The following is a 14,126-nucleotide window of genomic DNA, read 5'->3' on the forward strand; positions in this document are numbered from 1 at the left end:
GGACGGCATGGGATGCGGGAACGCGAGAAAGCCGGCACGCCGGCGCCGGTTGAATGGCGCGCATTAACCCGCCTTGTTGCGGGCTCGCTCCTCTTTGCGCTGATAATTAGCGCGTTCTCTCCACCAGACGCCAGAGCGCAACAAGAACGCCCCGTCGAAGCAGTTATTCTTCGACCTGCCCCAAACCCCACATTCGATGAGATATTTAACGCCATTGAAATGGGCATTCGATCGCGAGGGTCTGCGCTTTCTATTACGGAGCGCCGGCTCGATGCTTTCGCATCTGCGCAAGCGATGCGAAACGGTATTTCCTCGGATGCGCCCGAACTTGTTTTCACGCTCGGCCGGCAAGCAGACGAATCCTATCGAAGCAGCGGCCTGGATATCCGCCAAGTGGTGGGCGGACTTGATATTGAGCCGGGCCTAGGAAGCCGGGACGGCGTCTCCCTGACCGCCGATCCCGTATTCCTGCTCAGCCGATTGAAAACGCTTATGCCGGAAAAACGGCGAATAATTGTCGTTTACGACCCTTCAAAAGACCGTTGGCTCATTGAGCGCGCCAAAGCGATATCGGCTTCTATCGGGATTACAATCGTCGCCCATGAAGCCACGACACTCTCGGAAGCTTCAAACCACTACTGGAATATCCTGAAATACGGCAACCCCGAAACTGATGTTTTGTGGCTTCTTTCCAACCCGTCATTTGTCTCAAACAGCAATCTTCCGCGCCTCGTCGAAGAGAGTTGGCGGCGTAATTTTACGATCATCAGCAACAATATCGATCATGCGCGCCGCGGAACGTTTATTGCTATTTATCCTGATCTTGAGGCGATGGGCGCTCAGCTTGCCGATCTAGCCATCGCAATTTCTGAGAATCCTAACAAGCGCCCGGAGGTCGAACCGCTCGGCGCAGTAAAATTCGCCGTCAACAAGCGGATTGCAAGTCACCTCGGCATAGCAATATCGGCGCAGGATGAGCGATCCTTTGATCTCATCCTGGGGGAGCGATGAGCACGATGTTCAATCGTTTCCGCCAGATGCGAATTAGCCGTCAGCTCTCCATCACTGCCGGAGCCAGCATCATTCTATTCTCGGTTACCCTGACGGCTATAGCCTCTACCTTGATTTCACGTCAGCTCAGAGACAACGCAGTTACTGATGCGCGGCTGCAAACCGAGCAATTCGCTGAACGCACCATCTTCGCGTTTCTCGTAGAAGACCTGACAGTCGCAGAAGAGGCGATTGGGAGCATCACCGCATTCCCAAATATTGATGATGCGAGACTGATTAGAGCCGACGGCGAGACACTGGCAAGATACGATAATGGCCACGCTATAAATGACACCAACAGCCCGATCCGTCATCTCACAAATATAAGGGAGTCCTCTGAGTATTGGATAGTCGCCGCGCCGGTTCTGTCCTCTCCAGAACCCAACGATTTAGATAACGGATCGGTCAACGCGGAATATCTTGGTTCAGTTGTGCTGGCGTTCTCGAAATCGCCGGTGCGTGAAACTATTCGTACAATCTGGGTCATCAATGGTTTAGCGGGGTTAGCCGCCGCCGGCATATTCCTGGCACTATTATCCTTCCAGATGCGTGTGCTGACCGATCCATTGAGATCGCTAAGTTCAACGATGTCGAATGGCGGGCGTGACGCGCCGCGTAAGCGCGCCAGAATATTTGGATCCAAGGAGATTCAGGAAATCGCCGCGATCTATAACCAGCTTATGGATGAGATCGAGACATCCCAGGCTGCGCTAGAATCAGAAGTAGCGATCCGAACGCAGGAGCTAAAAACCGCCCGCGATGCAGCGTTTGCCGCCAACCGGCAGAAGTCCGAAATTATGGCCGCGGTTACCCACGAAATGAAAACGCCTTTACAGGCGATAATCGGCTATACGCAATTGACGCTAGAAGAGCTGGAATTCGCCGTCGAAGACGACGCCGCCCATCGCTCACGGGAACAACTTTCAAATATTCTCGGACGCGCGCATGAACTCCTAAACCGCATCACCCAGATGCTTGATCTGGCCCGCGCAGAAGCAGGAAAGTTCGACCTTAATCTGGTCGAAACCGACATCAGCGCACTGCTTCACGATGCCCAGAAGTCGATCCTGCCACTTGCTGCAGAGAGGAACAACAAGTTCACTGCTGAAATCGACTGTCCGGCGACAATTCTGATCGACCGCGACAAGTTTCAGCAGATCGCGCTTAACCTTATGACGAACGCCTGCAAGTTTACGCACAATGGCGAGATTTACCTCAGATGCAAAGGTCGCCCCAACCGGCTATTGTTAGAAGTCGAAGACACGGGCGTCGGTATCGCTGAAAAGGATATTGATTCTGTCTTTGAACCTTTCCGCCAGGTCGATATGAGCGCCAGTCGCGCATTTGGCGGAACCGGGCTTGGCTTGGCTATCTCACGACAATTTGCAAAATTAATGGGTGGCGAGATTGATGTTCGCAGTGAGCTTGGTGCGGGGTCGGTATTTACAGCTAAAATTCCGCTACCAATTAAGATGGGCGCCTATGGCGCAAAATAAGTTGAATATCTCTGTCCGGCATAAGCGTCACGCCGACTTTATCGCCCACCGTTTGACCATCGACCAGTCTAAACTCAAATTTCTGCGCGCATCTTGCAATGGTCATTATCACTTCCATAAGCGCCAAATGCATACCGATGCACTTTCGCGCGCCGCCACCAAAGGGAAAAAACGCAAATTGGTGCTGCGGACTTTTACTTCCCGACTCAAACCGATCCGGACAGAATTTATCCGGTTCCTCCCAATACTCCGTCTGCCTATGCGTCACCGCGGGTGAAAGTATAACTGTTGCATTCTTTCTCAGAGGGCATCCCTGAACCGGTTTCGTTTCGCTGGACGCGCGCCGTTCCAAAGCGTAGGCCGGCGGCTTCAATCTTAATGTCTCCATTACAAATGCATGCGTGAAAGGTAATCGCTCAGCCTCATCAAAATCCGGCAAGTGCGATTCCGAAAGTTGTGATGCCTCCGCAGCAATTCGGTCCGCAAAGTTCGGATGCGACGCAAGATAATAGAATGCCCATACTAACGCATTTGCAGTCGTTTCTAAGCCGGCAAAAAAGAATGCCGTCGCCTCATCGCGCACTTCCTTCTCGCATAATTGATCGCCATCTGACGACTTGAGCAAACGGAATTGATCGATGAGAGTTGAAGTAGCTTGGGCGGTGCTGCTTGTGATAGAATGGTCAACTATGTCGTTAAACTTTTTCAAGGCGTTCCTAAATTTTTTGCCTTGCGCAAGTTTTGAGTTCTGAAACGAGCCCCTTAGGACAAAACTTCGGCAGAAGACACCAAACAAAGCCTCATTGATACTGGTCACGGCTTCGCTAGCGGCCTGCGCGCGCTCCGACGACATATCTTCGCCAAACATGATCGTTGTCATGATATCGAGAATAAGGTGGTTGGCCTCTGTCGATATATTAACGACCGAACCTTCTGCATCTCTGTGACTCCATCTTTCAACCAACAAATCAACATTTGAGTTTATGATCGGACGCCATGCCTGAACTGATTTCTTCAAAAATAACGGCTGCAGCAGTTTGCGTTTTCGGCGCCATTCATCGCCATTTTCTAGCGCTAACGAGTCACCAAACGCCGCCTTCATTGAGGATGTGAGAATCCCTTTCGTAAAGTCGGGCTCGCCCCTTGTCAGGACTTCTTTCACGCCGTCTGGCGAAGATACCAAATAAGCGTTTGAAGTCATTATTTTGAATTCAACTGGCCGATCATCTCGCTCGGCAAACCTTCTGAGCGATCCGATAAGATCATTCGCCAAAGCAGGAAGCTGGCCTAGGAATGGCCAGCCCTTTATAAAATATGGCCTGTCTCTTTCTGATGACGACCTAGCATTTTCGCTGGTACGCTTCACCTAGACACTCCAATTCGAGCAATAATCTTTCGACCTTCAAGGGGAATATCATCCGTTGGGAAAATCAGATTTGGACTGGGTTCGAGAGCGCGCTTGTCTAACAAATTCGTTGCAGCGACCCGCACAAAGAGACCTGTAATTTGCCGTGGTCTATATTCCAATGACAGATTGGCGAGCGCATATCCGTTTATTGGCGGACGGATGTCGGATGCTGCACGAGAGCGATTTCCGACATACTTGACGCCAATCAATCCTGACCATTCAGGCGTCATCATCCAGCGTCCTTCAGCATATAACAGGTGTTGCGGGACGCCGCTAACCCGTTGGCCTGAATCGCGAAGCTCTGCGCTTTGGTAAGCGTAGCTCGTCCTCACACTCACATTATCACTGACCTCCAAACGCCCATCGAGCTCAACTCCGGCCCCTCGCGTGCCGCCCGTGTTTTCAAATGTCGGTATCCCAGTCATCGGAGAGGGGACGACTTCAATTAAATCATTGGTCCAATAGGCATAACCTGTAATTGATGTTTCGAACGCTTCTGACCATCGCTTTTCCAGAACGATTTCCGCCGTATCTATCATTTCTGGCTCTAAGTCCTGATTGCCTCTTGCGACCTGTCCTGATCCTTCTGTCTCCTCCAAGAACGTAGGCGCTCGGAATGCGCTTCCGTAAAGCGCCTTGACGGTAAGTGTTGGCTTTGCGTTCCAAACCACTGATGCGCGTGGATTGATCGTCAAGCCGAAATTGGAGAAATGATCGAACCGGACGCCAAGCGTCACAGTCCAGTCCGGGGCCACTGACCATTCATCTTGCAAGAGTCCGAATACATTCGTTCGCGAATCGGCAAAGGCGTTCGGAAGGACGCCCAGTTCGTCCGTTGTAAGAAATCCGGGCGCAGGCAATAACACACCGCCGGGACCTTGAAGAAAGTTGCGGCGATCCACAATATTCGTGGCTTCTTGATATGTAACACCGAAACCTGCCTTTAGCTTGTGAGCATTTCCTGGCGCATACAGAATTTCGGCGCGCCCGCGATATTCCGTGAGGTCGAAATCGATTTGGTTCAAAACGCCCTCCGGAAAAAAGCCGAATGCGCCCGGCGGGTTCGATTGAAATAATGCTTTGAAATCTTCTCTGAAGAAGCTCGCCGTCGCCATCATCTCCAAATTCTCGGTGAGGGCTGTTTCGAACGTTAGATCAGAAGAAAATAGATGAAGATCTCTTTCGCCGACAGGATCGAGCGCAAATGCGACACCAGCTCCATTTTGGGCGTCTATGATGCCCTGATATGCGGCGCGCCAGGTGAAGCTGTCTCCAATGCGAAAATCGCTTCGCGCATTGATATCGGTTCTACCGAGCCTAATGCCGCCAGGCGCTAATGACGCGCTCGTGCTAAACAGTTGGTCGAGGAAAGTCTGCACGTCGGCCTGCACAATTGGATCGTCGCCACTCGTCGTTTGCACTTCTAATGAAAGCGCCGCTTCAAAGCCATCTCGAATTATTCCGCTTTGAATCCAGCCGCCATAGGTACTGAAACTTCCGCCCAATGCGCCGACCGAGAAAGGTCCGATTTCCTGAGCAGTCTTCGTAATAATATTTATCGTGCCGGCAAAAGCATCCGCGCCATATAGCGCTGAGCCTGGGCCCCGTACGATTTCAATGCGGGAGATATTTTGAACTGGTAAAGTCCAACCGAGCGGCCTGCCGCCCTGCACGGCGTCGCCAATGGGGGCGCCATTGATCATAACCAAAACGTGTGGATTTACTTCCGACGCTATGGATCGAATTACATATATGCTGTCATGCGCCCGGTTTTTTGATATATGCAAGCCGGTGACGGTAGCGAGCACTTCTTCGATTCTGGTCGCGCCGAGCGCTTCAATGTCCTTCGCTGTAATTACTGTCGCAACGGCTGGCGCTTCGGAGATCGGCTGCTCGTAACCGACCGCCAAACTAAACATTTGATCCCCGCCAAGAGATTGGACCAAATCATTTTCCTGTGCGAACACCTGTCCAGGCAGAAAAGCCATGAACGCTGCCGAAATTGCTCTCTTTGAGTTATTTATCTTGTACGTCATTTAACACCTCCACCCATTCATCGTCGGTTAAATCCTGCGGCGCGCCGGCAAGCATGGCGTCCAGCTGCATCGCGGCGCCGGACGTATTTCCCTGACGCAAGCTGATTGATGCGGCGGTCGCGCGATGTGCGTTCTCACGCGCGGCTGCGCGCATTTCATCGATTTCCCGGTCGGCGCGCGCCAGCGCCATTTCTTGAAACAGGCTTCGACAGAGCGCGCGAAGCACATTGATGTCGAATGGTTTCTCGACGAACTCATTGGCGCCGAGCAGCATCAGATTTGAATGGCGGCTTTGCGAAGCGTGCGCGGTGACAATGATGACCGGCTGTTTGGGATTGACAACGAGAATTTCCTTGAGCACTTCCTCTCCGGGCAACGCCGGCAACATGAGATCAAGCAGGACGAGATCGTGGCGTTTTTCTTTCCATACAGAGAGACCGTCCGCGCCGTTGACGGCGATTTCGACCTTGTAGTCGGCATCAAGCGCGCGCCGTGCGGTTTCGGCGGCGTCCGGGTCGTCTTCAATGATCAAGACGCTGGACCGCCGCCGCTGATCGATCGCCGCCTGAACGATGCGAGGAATCGCATCGGGTTCGGCCAGCGAAGCCGTTGCAGCGTTCAGGCTTTTCGCGATGGCGTCGAACCCGGCGCTTGGTGCGCCTCGATGAAGAACCACAATCGGCAGAGCGGGAGCGCAGAAGCGCCCTGAGCGGATGATCTTGGCGAGACGCCAGCAGTCGCAATCCTCCAGCTGATCCTGAATAATTGCGCAATGGAATGGCCTGCGGCGCAGCCGGTCGATAAGTGCGCGCCCGGTCTCGCAATAAATCGTCTTGAATCGCTCCCCCCAAAACGCCGCGGAGGCAGGCGCGGCGAGCGGCCTTAAAATGTCGGAGGCGACAATAATCGCCTGCTTTGTATCCTTTAATGGTGCAGGAACCATGCTACCCCCTGCCCGAAACAAGACTGTGGAAATTTTTGTAAAGACAAGCGCTTTGATCAAGTATTCTGATGCAGAACTTCAAATCGAGGCGCGCCGCTTTCCTGTTAAACTTGTGTTTTTTGCACTGGCGAATAGATGACATTTCTGTGATCGGCATGACTGTCTCCTAGCGGCCCAGCCCGCTGCGCGTTCGTCCGAAATTCCAGTTGACGCGCCCGCGCTCCATGACGCCCTCGATGAGCCGGCCCCTGCGCGCCTCCATGACCGGCCGCCACGGGACCAGCGTAAATTCCTTCGATTTTTCGAGCACCGCGAAACGTCCGGCGGAAAGATCGAGCCGCTCTGTGAAGCGGCCCTTGATGGTCTCTCCATCTTCGGTTGGAACAAATGTCTTGCCGAGTCTGTGCCCTAGCGTTTCAGCGTGCGCATTCATGGCGGCGGCGCCCCGCGCCGCGAGCTTGTCCTGATCGATGGAGAAGCCGTTTTCTTTTTCCTGCGCCAGACCTTGCGCAAGAAGCCAGTTGCGGCGCGTTGCAAGCGCCTTCTGAACTGCACTGCCAAACCCAAGCGCGCCGTGAGTGTCTTCGCCCTTCTCTATGGCGTCATCAAGAAAGGTCCGTGTGGGCGCCGTCGTCAGCGCATCAAGCCTGACCCATGACAATGTCCGCATTCGCGCCGACGCCTTCGCCGCTTCAAACTGCGCTGTACGTTCAAGAAAGTCGCCCGGAATGCGCCATGTCCCATCGGCCAGGCGCCCGCCGATGCCGGCCCGGCGCAACGCTTCGAGGCGGCGCTTATGCGCAAGCCGGTATTCGGGGCTGGCGGAAGGATCGCAGCGCGCGTGCAAGGCGTCTGAATACATCCCGTCATGACGCGCGGCGATTTCAGCGATGGTGCGGTCGGATTTGCGCGGCGCCGCTGAAGCCAGCGAGGCTTCGACAATCGCGCCTTCCGGCGGCGCCGTTCCGGGGGCGCCGTCAAAGGTTACATGCCACTGATTTCCATCGGCGCCGTCGAGCGCCAGAAAGCGCTTGTCATGCGCGTCGTCTGCAGCGCCTTCGCCGACCACGCGTCCGACTAGGCGGGGCGGCGATCCCGCAGCTCCGAGCTCGCGCAATTTCGCGGGCTCGAATTGCAGCCCCATGGCCGCGCCCATAGAGCGGATGATGTCGCCGCGACGGCCCGCTTCCCGCAGCGTTTCTTCGAGGCCCGGCGCGAGCCGCCAGCCATCCTTTTCGCGCGCAGCGAGGCGCATCTTTTCGAGGGTTCGGAGCCGCGCCAAAAGCAGCTTCGTTTGAAAGCGCTCATAAGCTGTCCGCCCATGCGACGGGGCGACCACGCCGTCTATGGCCGCTGCACAAAGTTTGCGGTCGAGCGACGTGAAGCGCTCCTTGTCGATTTCCGCGTGGCGACTGCGGGCGATGGCGAGATCGCGTCGCGGCCCCAATTCGAGCGTCGCAATTTCCTCGGCGCGCTTACGAAAACCGTGGGTGATATAATCCCGCGCGATGACGAGATCGCGGCCCTGATCGTCGCGCCCGCGCAGCACGATATGCACATGCGGGTGGTCGGTGTCGTGATGGTTGACCGCAACCCAGTCGAGGCGCGTGCCAAGATCGCGCTCCGCCGCCGCCATGACGGCGCGCGTGTAGCCGTTGAGATCGTCGAGTTCGCCACCGTCTTCCGGCGACAGGATGATCCGGAATTGATGGCGGTCGCCGCGCCCTTCCTCCAGAAACGCCTTGCCGTCCGCTGCGTCGCGATCCGGACCGTAGAGCTTGCCGGGCGCGCCATCTTTCTCGGCGCCGTCGCGCTGGATATAGCGCAAATGCGCGCGCGCCTTACCGAGGCCGTTGGCGCCGAGGCGGACCGAACGGATCTTCACGGCGGCGCGCCGCATGTGATGGCGAGCAAACGCCCGCCCGTTCGCAATGAACGCCGCGCCGAGCCCGGCGCCGCGGCCGATCTGGGCGCCCACAAAACGTCTCGAACCGCGCCGTGCGAAGACGCCGGGCCGCGCCTTTTCCATGCTTGCGTAAAGACGCGCCAGATAGCGCTTGGAGGCCTTGCCGCCCTGGGCGCGAATGCGCCCCAAGCGTGGTTGGAAATCGCTGTCAGCGCGCATACCGCATCCGCCGCATTTTGGCGCCGCCGCTGTCAAGGCGGCGCCACCTAAAAAGATGTGCAGACAAGGGCTTAGCCGCATAGCGGCGTCGCCCGTTTAATCTTGCCCTTCCCGCCTTATTCCGTACCCGTCTCATTTCTTCATTCCATTTCCTGAAATTGGTTCCGCTCGCCGCGCGTCCAGACAGGACGCGCGACGCCGATCACGAAAGCGGTTTTGGTCGCTCCGAAATACCGTCCATCCAGGGACTGAGCGTGATCGTTGAGAAGAAAGATTTCATCGGCTTCGAGGGTCTTGCAGCCGCTCCAGACCGGCAGTGTGCGGCCTTCGGAATCGCGAAGCAGCGCATGGGCGACAACAGCGCCGTCAATTGAAATAGTGTCTTCGTTACGGCAAATACGGGCGCCGGAACGCGCCGCAACACGCTTCAAAAGCGGCGTCGCCGGCGGCAGATAACCGCGTTCGTCGATCAGCGCCTGAATGCGTGGCGTCGGCGCTACGATGACAAAATCGCCGCGCTCAAGCCTCTCTTGCAATACCGAATAAAGCCCAATGGGCGCGCTGGCGCTGGCGTTCCAGACGAGGCGCGGCGCAAATTCGGCGGCGCTTGCAACGCCGAGCGCAGCAACCGCCACGGCGCCAATAATGAGAGGTTTCTTGCGGCCCCTCTTCATGATTGCCCAGCCGCTCTGTCGCGATCCGGCGACCCGGCGCCGCCGGTCGACGTATATTTGCGTCCCTGCGACCAGCCGTCGAGATCGGCGCGATGATAGAGAATGCGGTTGCCATGTTTGCGATAGACAGGCCCGCCGCCGTAAATCCGGTAATATTCGAGCGTGCGTTCGCTTAATCTCAAATATTGCGCCGCTTCCGCTGCATAGAGAAACGGGCTTTCGGGGCTCTTTTGCGTCCCGGTCATCATCCATCGCCTTTCCGCGAAGCGTCTTGCTCGCCGCTTTACGGGAGGTCGTGCAACCAATCCCACGAAGGTCACAATGAACGGGCGAAGACCAAGCGCCCAGAGTCGAATTTACGATGACGCAAAATCGACTCGGATGACGCAGAAATGATTCCGGATAATGAAAACCCCCGCGCGGAAGTTCCGCGCGGGGGGGCGTTAATGCAATGGAACCCTCGCGTTAGTTTTGCGGATTCCAGAGAATGGCGAGGACGCGCTCGTCTTCCTGCCCGGCGGCGCGGGCGAGGTTCGCGAAAACGCGTTTCTCGCCAAAGGCCGGATGCGCGAAGGTGAGCGAGACGTAGGGCTTGCCGGAATTTTTCCCGACGCGGTTCCAGCCGCCGCCGATCTCATTGCCGCGCGCGGCGTAGATGCGGAAATCGGGCTGGCGCTCATTGTCCTTCGCCTCGTTGGGAACGATGGTGATCTTGGTATTCAAGGTCATCATCGCCAGCGTGCCTTCAAAGCCGCCATTCTCGCGTTTCGTTACGGTTCCAAGTGATTGAGCCATCTTTTCGTCTCCTTATTGCTTGGCCGGAGAACCATTCCCCGGCCTGACGCGAAACGATGAGAACGGCGCGCCGGACCGCCTGAACCCCCTCTTTCACTTTTGGGGGCCGAAGCGCAGCGGAGGACCGGCGGGGACGGATTTTTTGTTTCGCGATGAAGGCCGAAGGCCGAGGAAAAAATTCGTCAACGCCGGTTTCGGGCGGGCCGGTCGTCGTTCAGTTTCGCGCGATAAAGGCCGGGAATGGTCGTCGTCGCTCAAGCGAAATCGAGAGAGACGAATGGCGTTCTGAGCGCCGGAACTGAAGCGCGCAAATTGAACGCATCGCTGATTGAAGGCGTGGCTTTGATGACCTGAATATCGCACTAATCAGTTCCTAAAATGACGAGGCGAAGCGCGAAATGCGCCCCGCCCCGTGATCGCCTAGCCCGCAAAAAGCGGCGCAATTTTCTCGGCGCGTTTGACCGCGCCGGGCTTTCCGACGTCGCCATAGGACAGCGCCGGAAACTGCAGCCAGCGCGGGCGCCAGTTCTGCGTTTTTTCGCGACCGTTCCGGCCGTCGAGGCAGTCGCGAATGATCGCTTTCTGGGCTTTCGCCGTCGCATCGCTGTTCGCCTTCGCAACGCTGTCGCCTGCAATGTCGGCGAGCATGGCGTTGGTCATGTTTTTGTCGCGCAAAAGCTCAAAAAACGCATCGTCGGGCGTCATCCAGTCGGCGATATCAATAGGCACAACGCGCGCGAGACAGTCCACCGCCTCGTGACCGGCGGCGATGATTTCCGCCGTGACGAAAGTCAGAATACGGGTGATGTCTGTATCCGAAAGCGTCATTATTTTTGCGAAAACGCAAGCCATTCGCCAGCCGTCTTCATTGCCGCCCGTGATAAAGGACGGCTCGTCAAGATCGAGCAATTTGCCGATGTCGGCGCGCTCTTTCTCAAATGCTATTTGCCCTTTCGACGCCGCAACGCTCGCCGCCGTTTCCTCTTTCCGCGTCGCCTGCCGGTCGGGCTGACAACGGATATTCGGCGCGCCTGCGATCAGATGCGCCGCCAGCAAACGCATCGCAATTTGTTGGTGTTTCAAGAGCACGACGCGCGCGGCGGCATGGCGGTGAAGGTCCACATAATTCTCCAAGGGCGCTGAGCATTCGGGTCGCTCAGTGCGCTTTTCTGTTTTCGCCGCGCTCTTTTTCCGCCGGGGCGCGTAGCCCTTGATGAAGGCGACTTCGCCGGAATGGCGCACTTCGACGAACACTTCGCCGCCCTCTTTTTTGGGGAGTTGATCGTACTCCCATGAATGGAAAAACTCTCCGCGCGGCAGGACCGTCACTTTGCTCCAGCCGCTTGAAATCAGCTTTTCGCGCTCGACTTCAATCGCCGCTTCCTGACGCGCCCAGAACTTTTCGGCGTCAGCGAAAACCGACCGCTCGCCGAACAAATCCTCGAAGATATCGCCGTCATAATCTTCTAGGGAAAAGAGCGCGGCGCTGGTTTCGATCTCGCCGCCGCCCAAGAGCCAGCGCTTTAACGCGGGTCCACGTGGAGCCCGCATGTCCTCCGATTTGAACATTTCGAACCATTCGCGCTGCTTAGCAACGCTCGCTAGGGTGAGCGCGGTGATGCTGGCCCCGTCGATGTCGTCGTCGGCATAGGCCTTGCGGATGCCGGGAATGAGGCTCGCCAAGGCGAAGCGGCGCTTCACTGTGAGTTCCGTCAACCCGAATATGCGGGCGATCTCGTCAACGCTCTTGCCTTTGTCGTTGAGATTTTTGAACGCCTCGAATTCCTGCATTTCGTCGGGCTCGAGCCGGGCGGTGTTTTCAAGAATCGAGGCCTCCACGGCGGCGGCGTCATCGCCCTCGGCCAACACCCGGCAGGGCAATTCGCGCGCCTCGCCGGTTTCCTTTTCGATTGTCTTCGAGGCCAGAAATCGCCGCCGTCCGGCGACGATTTCGAAGTGGTCTGGCTCGCCATTGGGACGCACGAGCAGCGGCACCAATACGCCGCGTTCGCGGATCGACGGCAATATATCGTCGAGATATGGCTTTTTGCGCGACGCTCTCATATTGAGCGCTGAGACCGCCAATCGGTCGAGCGGGATTGTTTGCAGTTCCATCTTTCATTCTCCTGTTGCTGATGGTTTGGATTGAGACGCCGCTTCGCGGTCGAGACGGCGCAATTCATCGATAAGGTCGATCTGGCAGCGGAATTCCAAATCGAAGAGTCCCATGTCGCAGCTTTTTTGCGCGGCGCGGGGCGCCAAGGGCGCCGCCGCCAACACGCCAAGCCGGTCGCGCAACGTGATCGGCGCGACGCCGCACATCAGCGATTGCGTTCCGGCACCCGTTTCTTCTGCTTCCGGCTTTTCGTCGCGCGCGCTCATGCCGCGCGCTCCATCGCAGATGCGTCAGCGTCCGGCGCCGGATTCTCAAAGGCGAGAATAAACTCCGCCGCTTTGGAGGCGAGCGACGCCGCGTTGAAAATTGCGCGGTTGTCTTCCTTCAAGACCTCAAGCCATGCACCCAGATAATCCGCATGGCGCACGGTCGGCGTGATGGATAGCGACGCGCAGATAAACGCGCTCGCCATTTCGGCGACCAGTTCCTCGCGGGCATAAGCGTGGCTTCCGTAGCGGCCCTTGAATTCACGGTTCAGGCGCGAGGCGTGGCCGGTCCAGTGGCCAAGCTCGTGAAAGCATGTGCGATAATAGTTGATCTGCTCGAAGAACGCCGGTTGCGGCGGAACGCGAATAAAGTCTTGGCTCGGTACATAAAACGCCCTGTCGCCGCCGATCCGAAAATCGGCGCCGGTCGCCTTGATAAGATTTTCCGCGCGCGGGATCGCATCGCATTCCGGCAGTGGCTTGGCGCCCGCCGTCAGTTCTTCGGCCAAGCCCTCGCATTGCGCGGCGTTAAAGACCGTATAGCGTTTGAGGAATGGCACGAATGACGCCTCGTCGCCGTCTTTCGCCGCTCGCTCCTGCTCGTCCCTCGGGATAAATTTGTCGGCGTAAACGACCATGGCGCCGCGCTCGCCTTTCATGACAGAACCGCCCAAGGCTTTCGCCTGTTTGAAAGTCAGCCATGTCTGGTCAGAAAAGCCGTTATCGATGGCGGCGCCCCAGAGCAACAGAATATTGATCCCGGAATAGGCGCGGCCTGTCTGGGCATTTTTCGGCAGGCCTGCAGCGATGGTTGCGGGTTCACCGCGCGCGGCCCAAGGCTGCGCCCATGGAAAGCGCCCGGCCTCAAGTTCCCGAACGATCTTCGCCGTTACCTCGTCATAAATGTTAGTGCGCGGCTCGCCATTCTTGCCGCGGCGTCGTTTGCGCGCTCGTTTGTTTTGCTGAGCGTTTTGCGACTCGCCATGCCGGACGCCATTGACGTCCGCTTCTGCGGCCTCTCCGCTTGCTTTAATGTTTGTCTGTTTTTCCATCGCTCGCCGCTCCTTTCCGGACTTCGCCCCGCCGCAAATTTCCCCAGACGGCGGGGGCGGCGGAAACGGGGCGCGGAGAAGCGCCGGGTTTTAAGGACGGGCCGCAATGGTTTTGGTAGGAGAAGGAAAACGACTTAGACGGATCAAAATCCAAAACGGTTGCGG

Annotated in this window: 12 protein-coding genes; 2 read left to right on the forward strand and 10 right to left on the reverse strand. The window is 57.0% G+C overall.

What is annotated here, in order from left to right; all coding sequences use genetic code 11:
- The first annotated feature begins 12 nt into the window (after window positions 1-12).
- Both CW354_RS17875 and CW354_RS17880 read left to right on the forward strand, forming a co-directional pair.
- A complete protein-coding gene (locus tag CW354_RS17875) occupies window positions 13-1,011 on the forward strand; it encodes an ABC transporter substrate binding protein (protein ID WP_104831434.1) in 999 nt (332 codons plus the stop codon).
- Window positions 1,008-2,546, forward strand: coding sequence for an ATP-binding protein (locus tag CW354_RS17880; protein ID WP_104831435.1), 1,539 nt, complete (start codon window positions 1,008-1,010; stop codon window positions 2,544-2,546). The genes CW354_RS17875 and CW354_RS17880 overlap by 4 nt, the downstream gene beginning before the upstream one ends.
- Here the strand turns inward: CW354_RS17880 and CW354_RS17885 are convergent.
- The 10 genes from CW354_RS17885 to CW354_RS17930 all read right to left on the reverse strand — a co-directional run bounded on the left by CW354_RS17885 (window position 2,518) and on the right by CW354_RS17930 (window position 13,961).
- Entirely contained in the window at window positions 2,518-3,912 is a 1,395-nt protein-coding gene (locus tag CW354_RS17885) for a cytochrome P450 (protein ID WP_104831436.1), read from the reverse strand. The two genes, CW354_RS17880 and CW354_RS17885, sit on opposite strands and share 29 nt — an antisense overlap.
- Window positions 3,909-5,990, reverse strand: coding sequence for a TonB-dependent receptor plug domain-containing protein (locus CW354_RS17890; RefSeq protein WP_104831437.1), 2,082 nt, complete (start codon window positions 5,988-5,990; stop codon window positions 3,909-3,911). The genes CW354_RS17885 and CW354_RS17890 overlap by 4 nt, the downstream gene beginning before the upstream one ends.
- Complete coding sequence (locus CW354_RS17895; RefSeq protein ID WP_104831438.1) at window positions 5,971-6,933, reverse strand: response regulator; 963 nt, start codon at window positions 6,931-6,933, stop codon at window positions 5,971-5,973. Before CW354_RS17895 ends, CW354_RS17890 begins: the two co-directional genes overlap by 20 nt.
- A gap of 166 nt (window positions 6,934-7,099) precedes the next feature.
- Window positions 7,100-9,058, reverse strand: coding sequence for a DUF3363 domain-containing protein (locus CW354_RS17900; RefSeq protein WP_165793799.1), 1,959 nt, complete (start codon window positions 9,056-9,058; stop codon window positions 7,100-7,102).
- Between the two features lie 140 nt (window positions 9,059-9,198).
- Entirely contained in the window at window positions 9,199-9,732 is a 534-nt protein-coding gene (locus CW354_RS17905; RefSeq protein WP_104831440.1) for a S26 family signal peptidase, read from the reverse strand.
- Window positions 9,729-9,977 (reverse strand): helix-turn-helix domain-containing protein, encoded by a 249-nt coding sequence (locus CW354_RS17910; RefSeq protein WP_104831813.1) that lies wholly within the window; start codon window positions 9,975-9,977, stop codon window positions 9,729-9,731. Before CW354_RS17910 ends, CW354_RS17905 begins: the two co-directional genes overlap by 4 nt.
- Window positions 9,978-10,197: 220 nt before the next feature.
- Window positions 10,198-10,527 carry a DUF736 domain-containing protein gene (locus CW354_RS17915; protein ID WP_104831441.1) on the reverse strand — a complete coding sequence of 110 codons (330 nt, stop codon included), beginning with the start codon at window positions 10,525-10,527 and terminating at the stop codon, window positions 10,198-10,200.
- A 420-nt stretch (window positions 10,528-10,947) separates the two neighbouring features.
- Window positions 10,948-12,642 carry a ParB/RepB/Spo0J family partition protein gene (locus CW354_RS17920; protein WP_104831442.1) on the reverse strand — a complete coding sequence of 565 codons (1,695 nt, stop codon included), beginning with the start codon at window positions 12,640-12,642 and terminating at the stop codon, window positions 10,948-10,950.
- Between the two features lie 3 nt (window positions 12,643-12,645).
- Window positions 12,646-12,909 (reverse strand): hypothetical protein, encoded by a 264-nt coding sequence (locus CW354_RS17925; protein WP_104831443.1) that lies wholly within the window; start codon window positions 12,907-12,909, stop codon window positions 12,646-12,648.
- Window positions 12,906-13,961, reverse strand: a complete 1,056-nt coding sequence (locus tag CW354_RS17930) for an ArdC family protein (protein WP_104831444.1) — start codon at window positions 13,959-13,961, stop codon at window positions 12,906-12,908. The genes CW354_RS17925 and CW354_RS17930 overlap by 4 nt, the downstream gene beginning before the upstream one ends.
- Window positions 13,962-14,126 lie beyond the last annotated feature (165 nt).

The organism is Hyphococcus luteus, from assembly GCF_002943565.1.
In the GTDB taxonomy this organism is placed as follows: domain Bacteria; phylum Pseudomonadota; class Alphaproteobacteria; order Caulobacterales; family Parvularculaceae; genus Hyphococcus; species Hyphococcus luteus.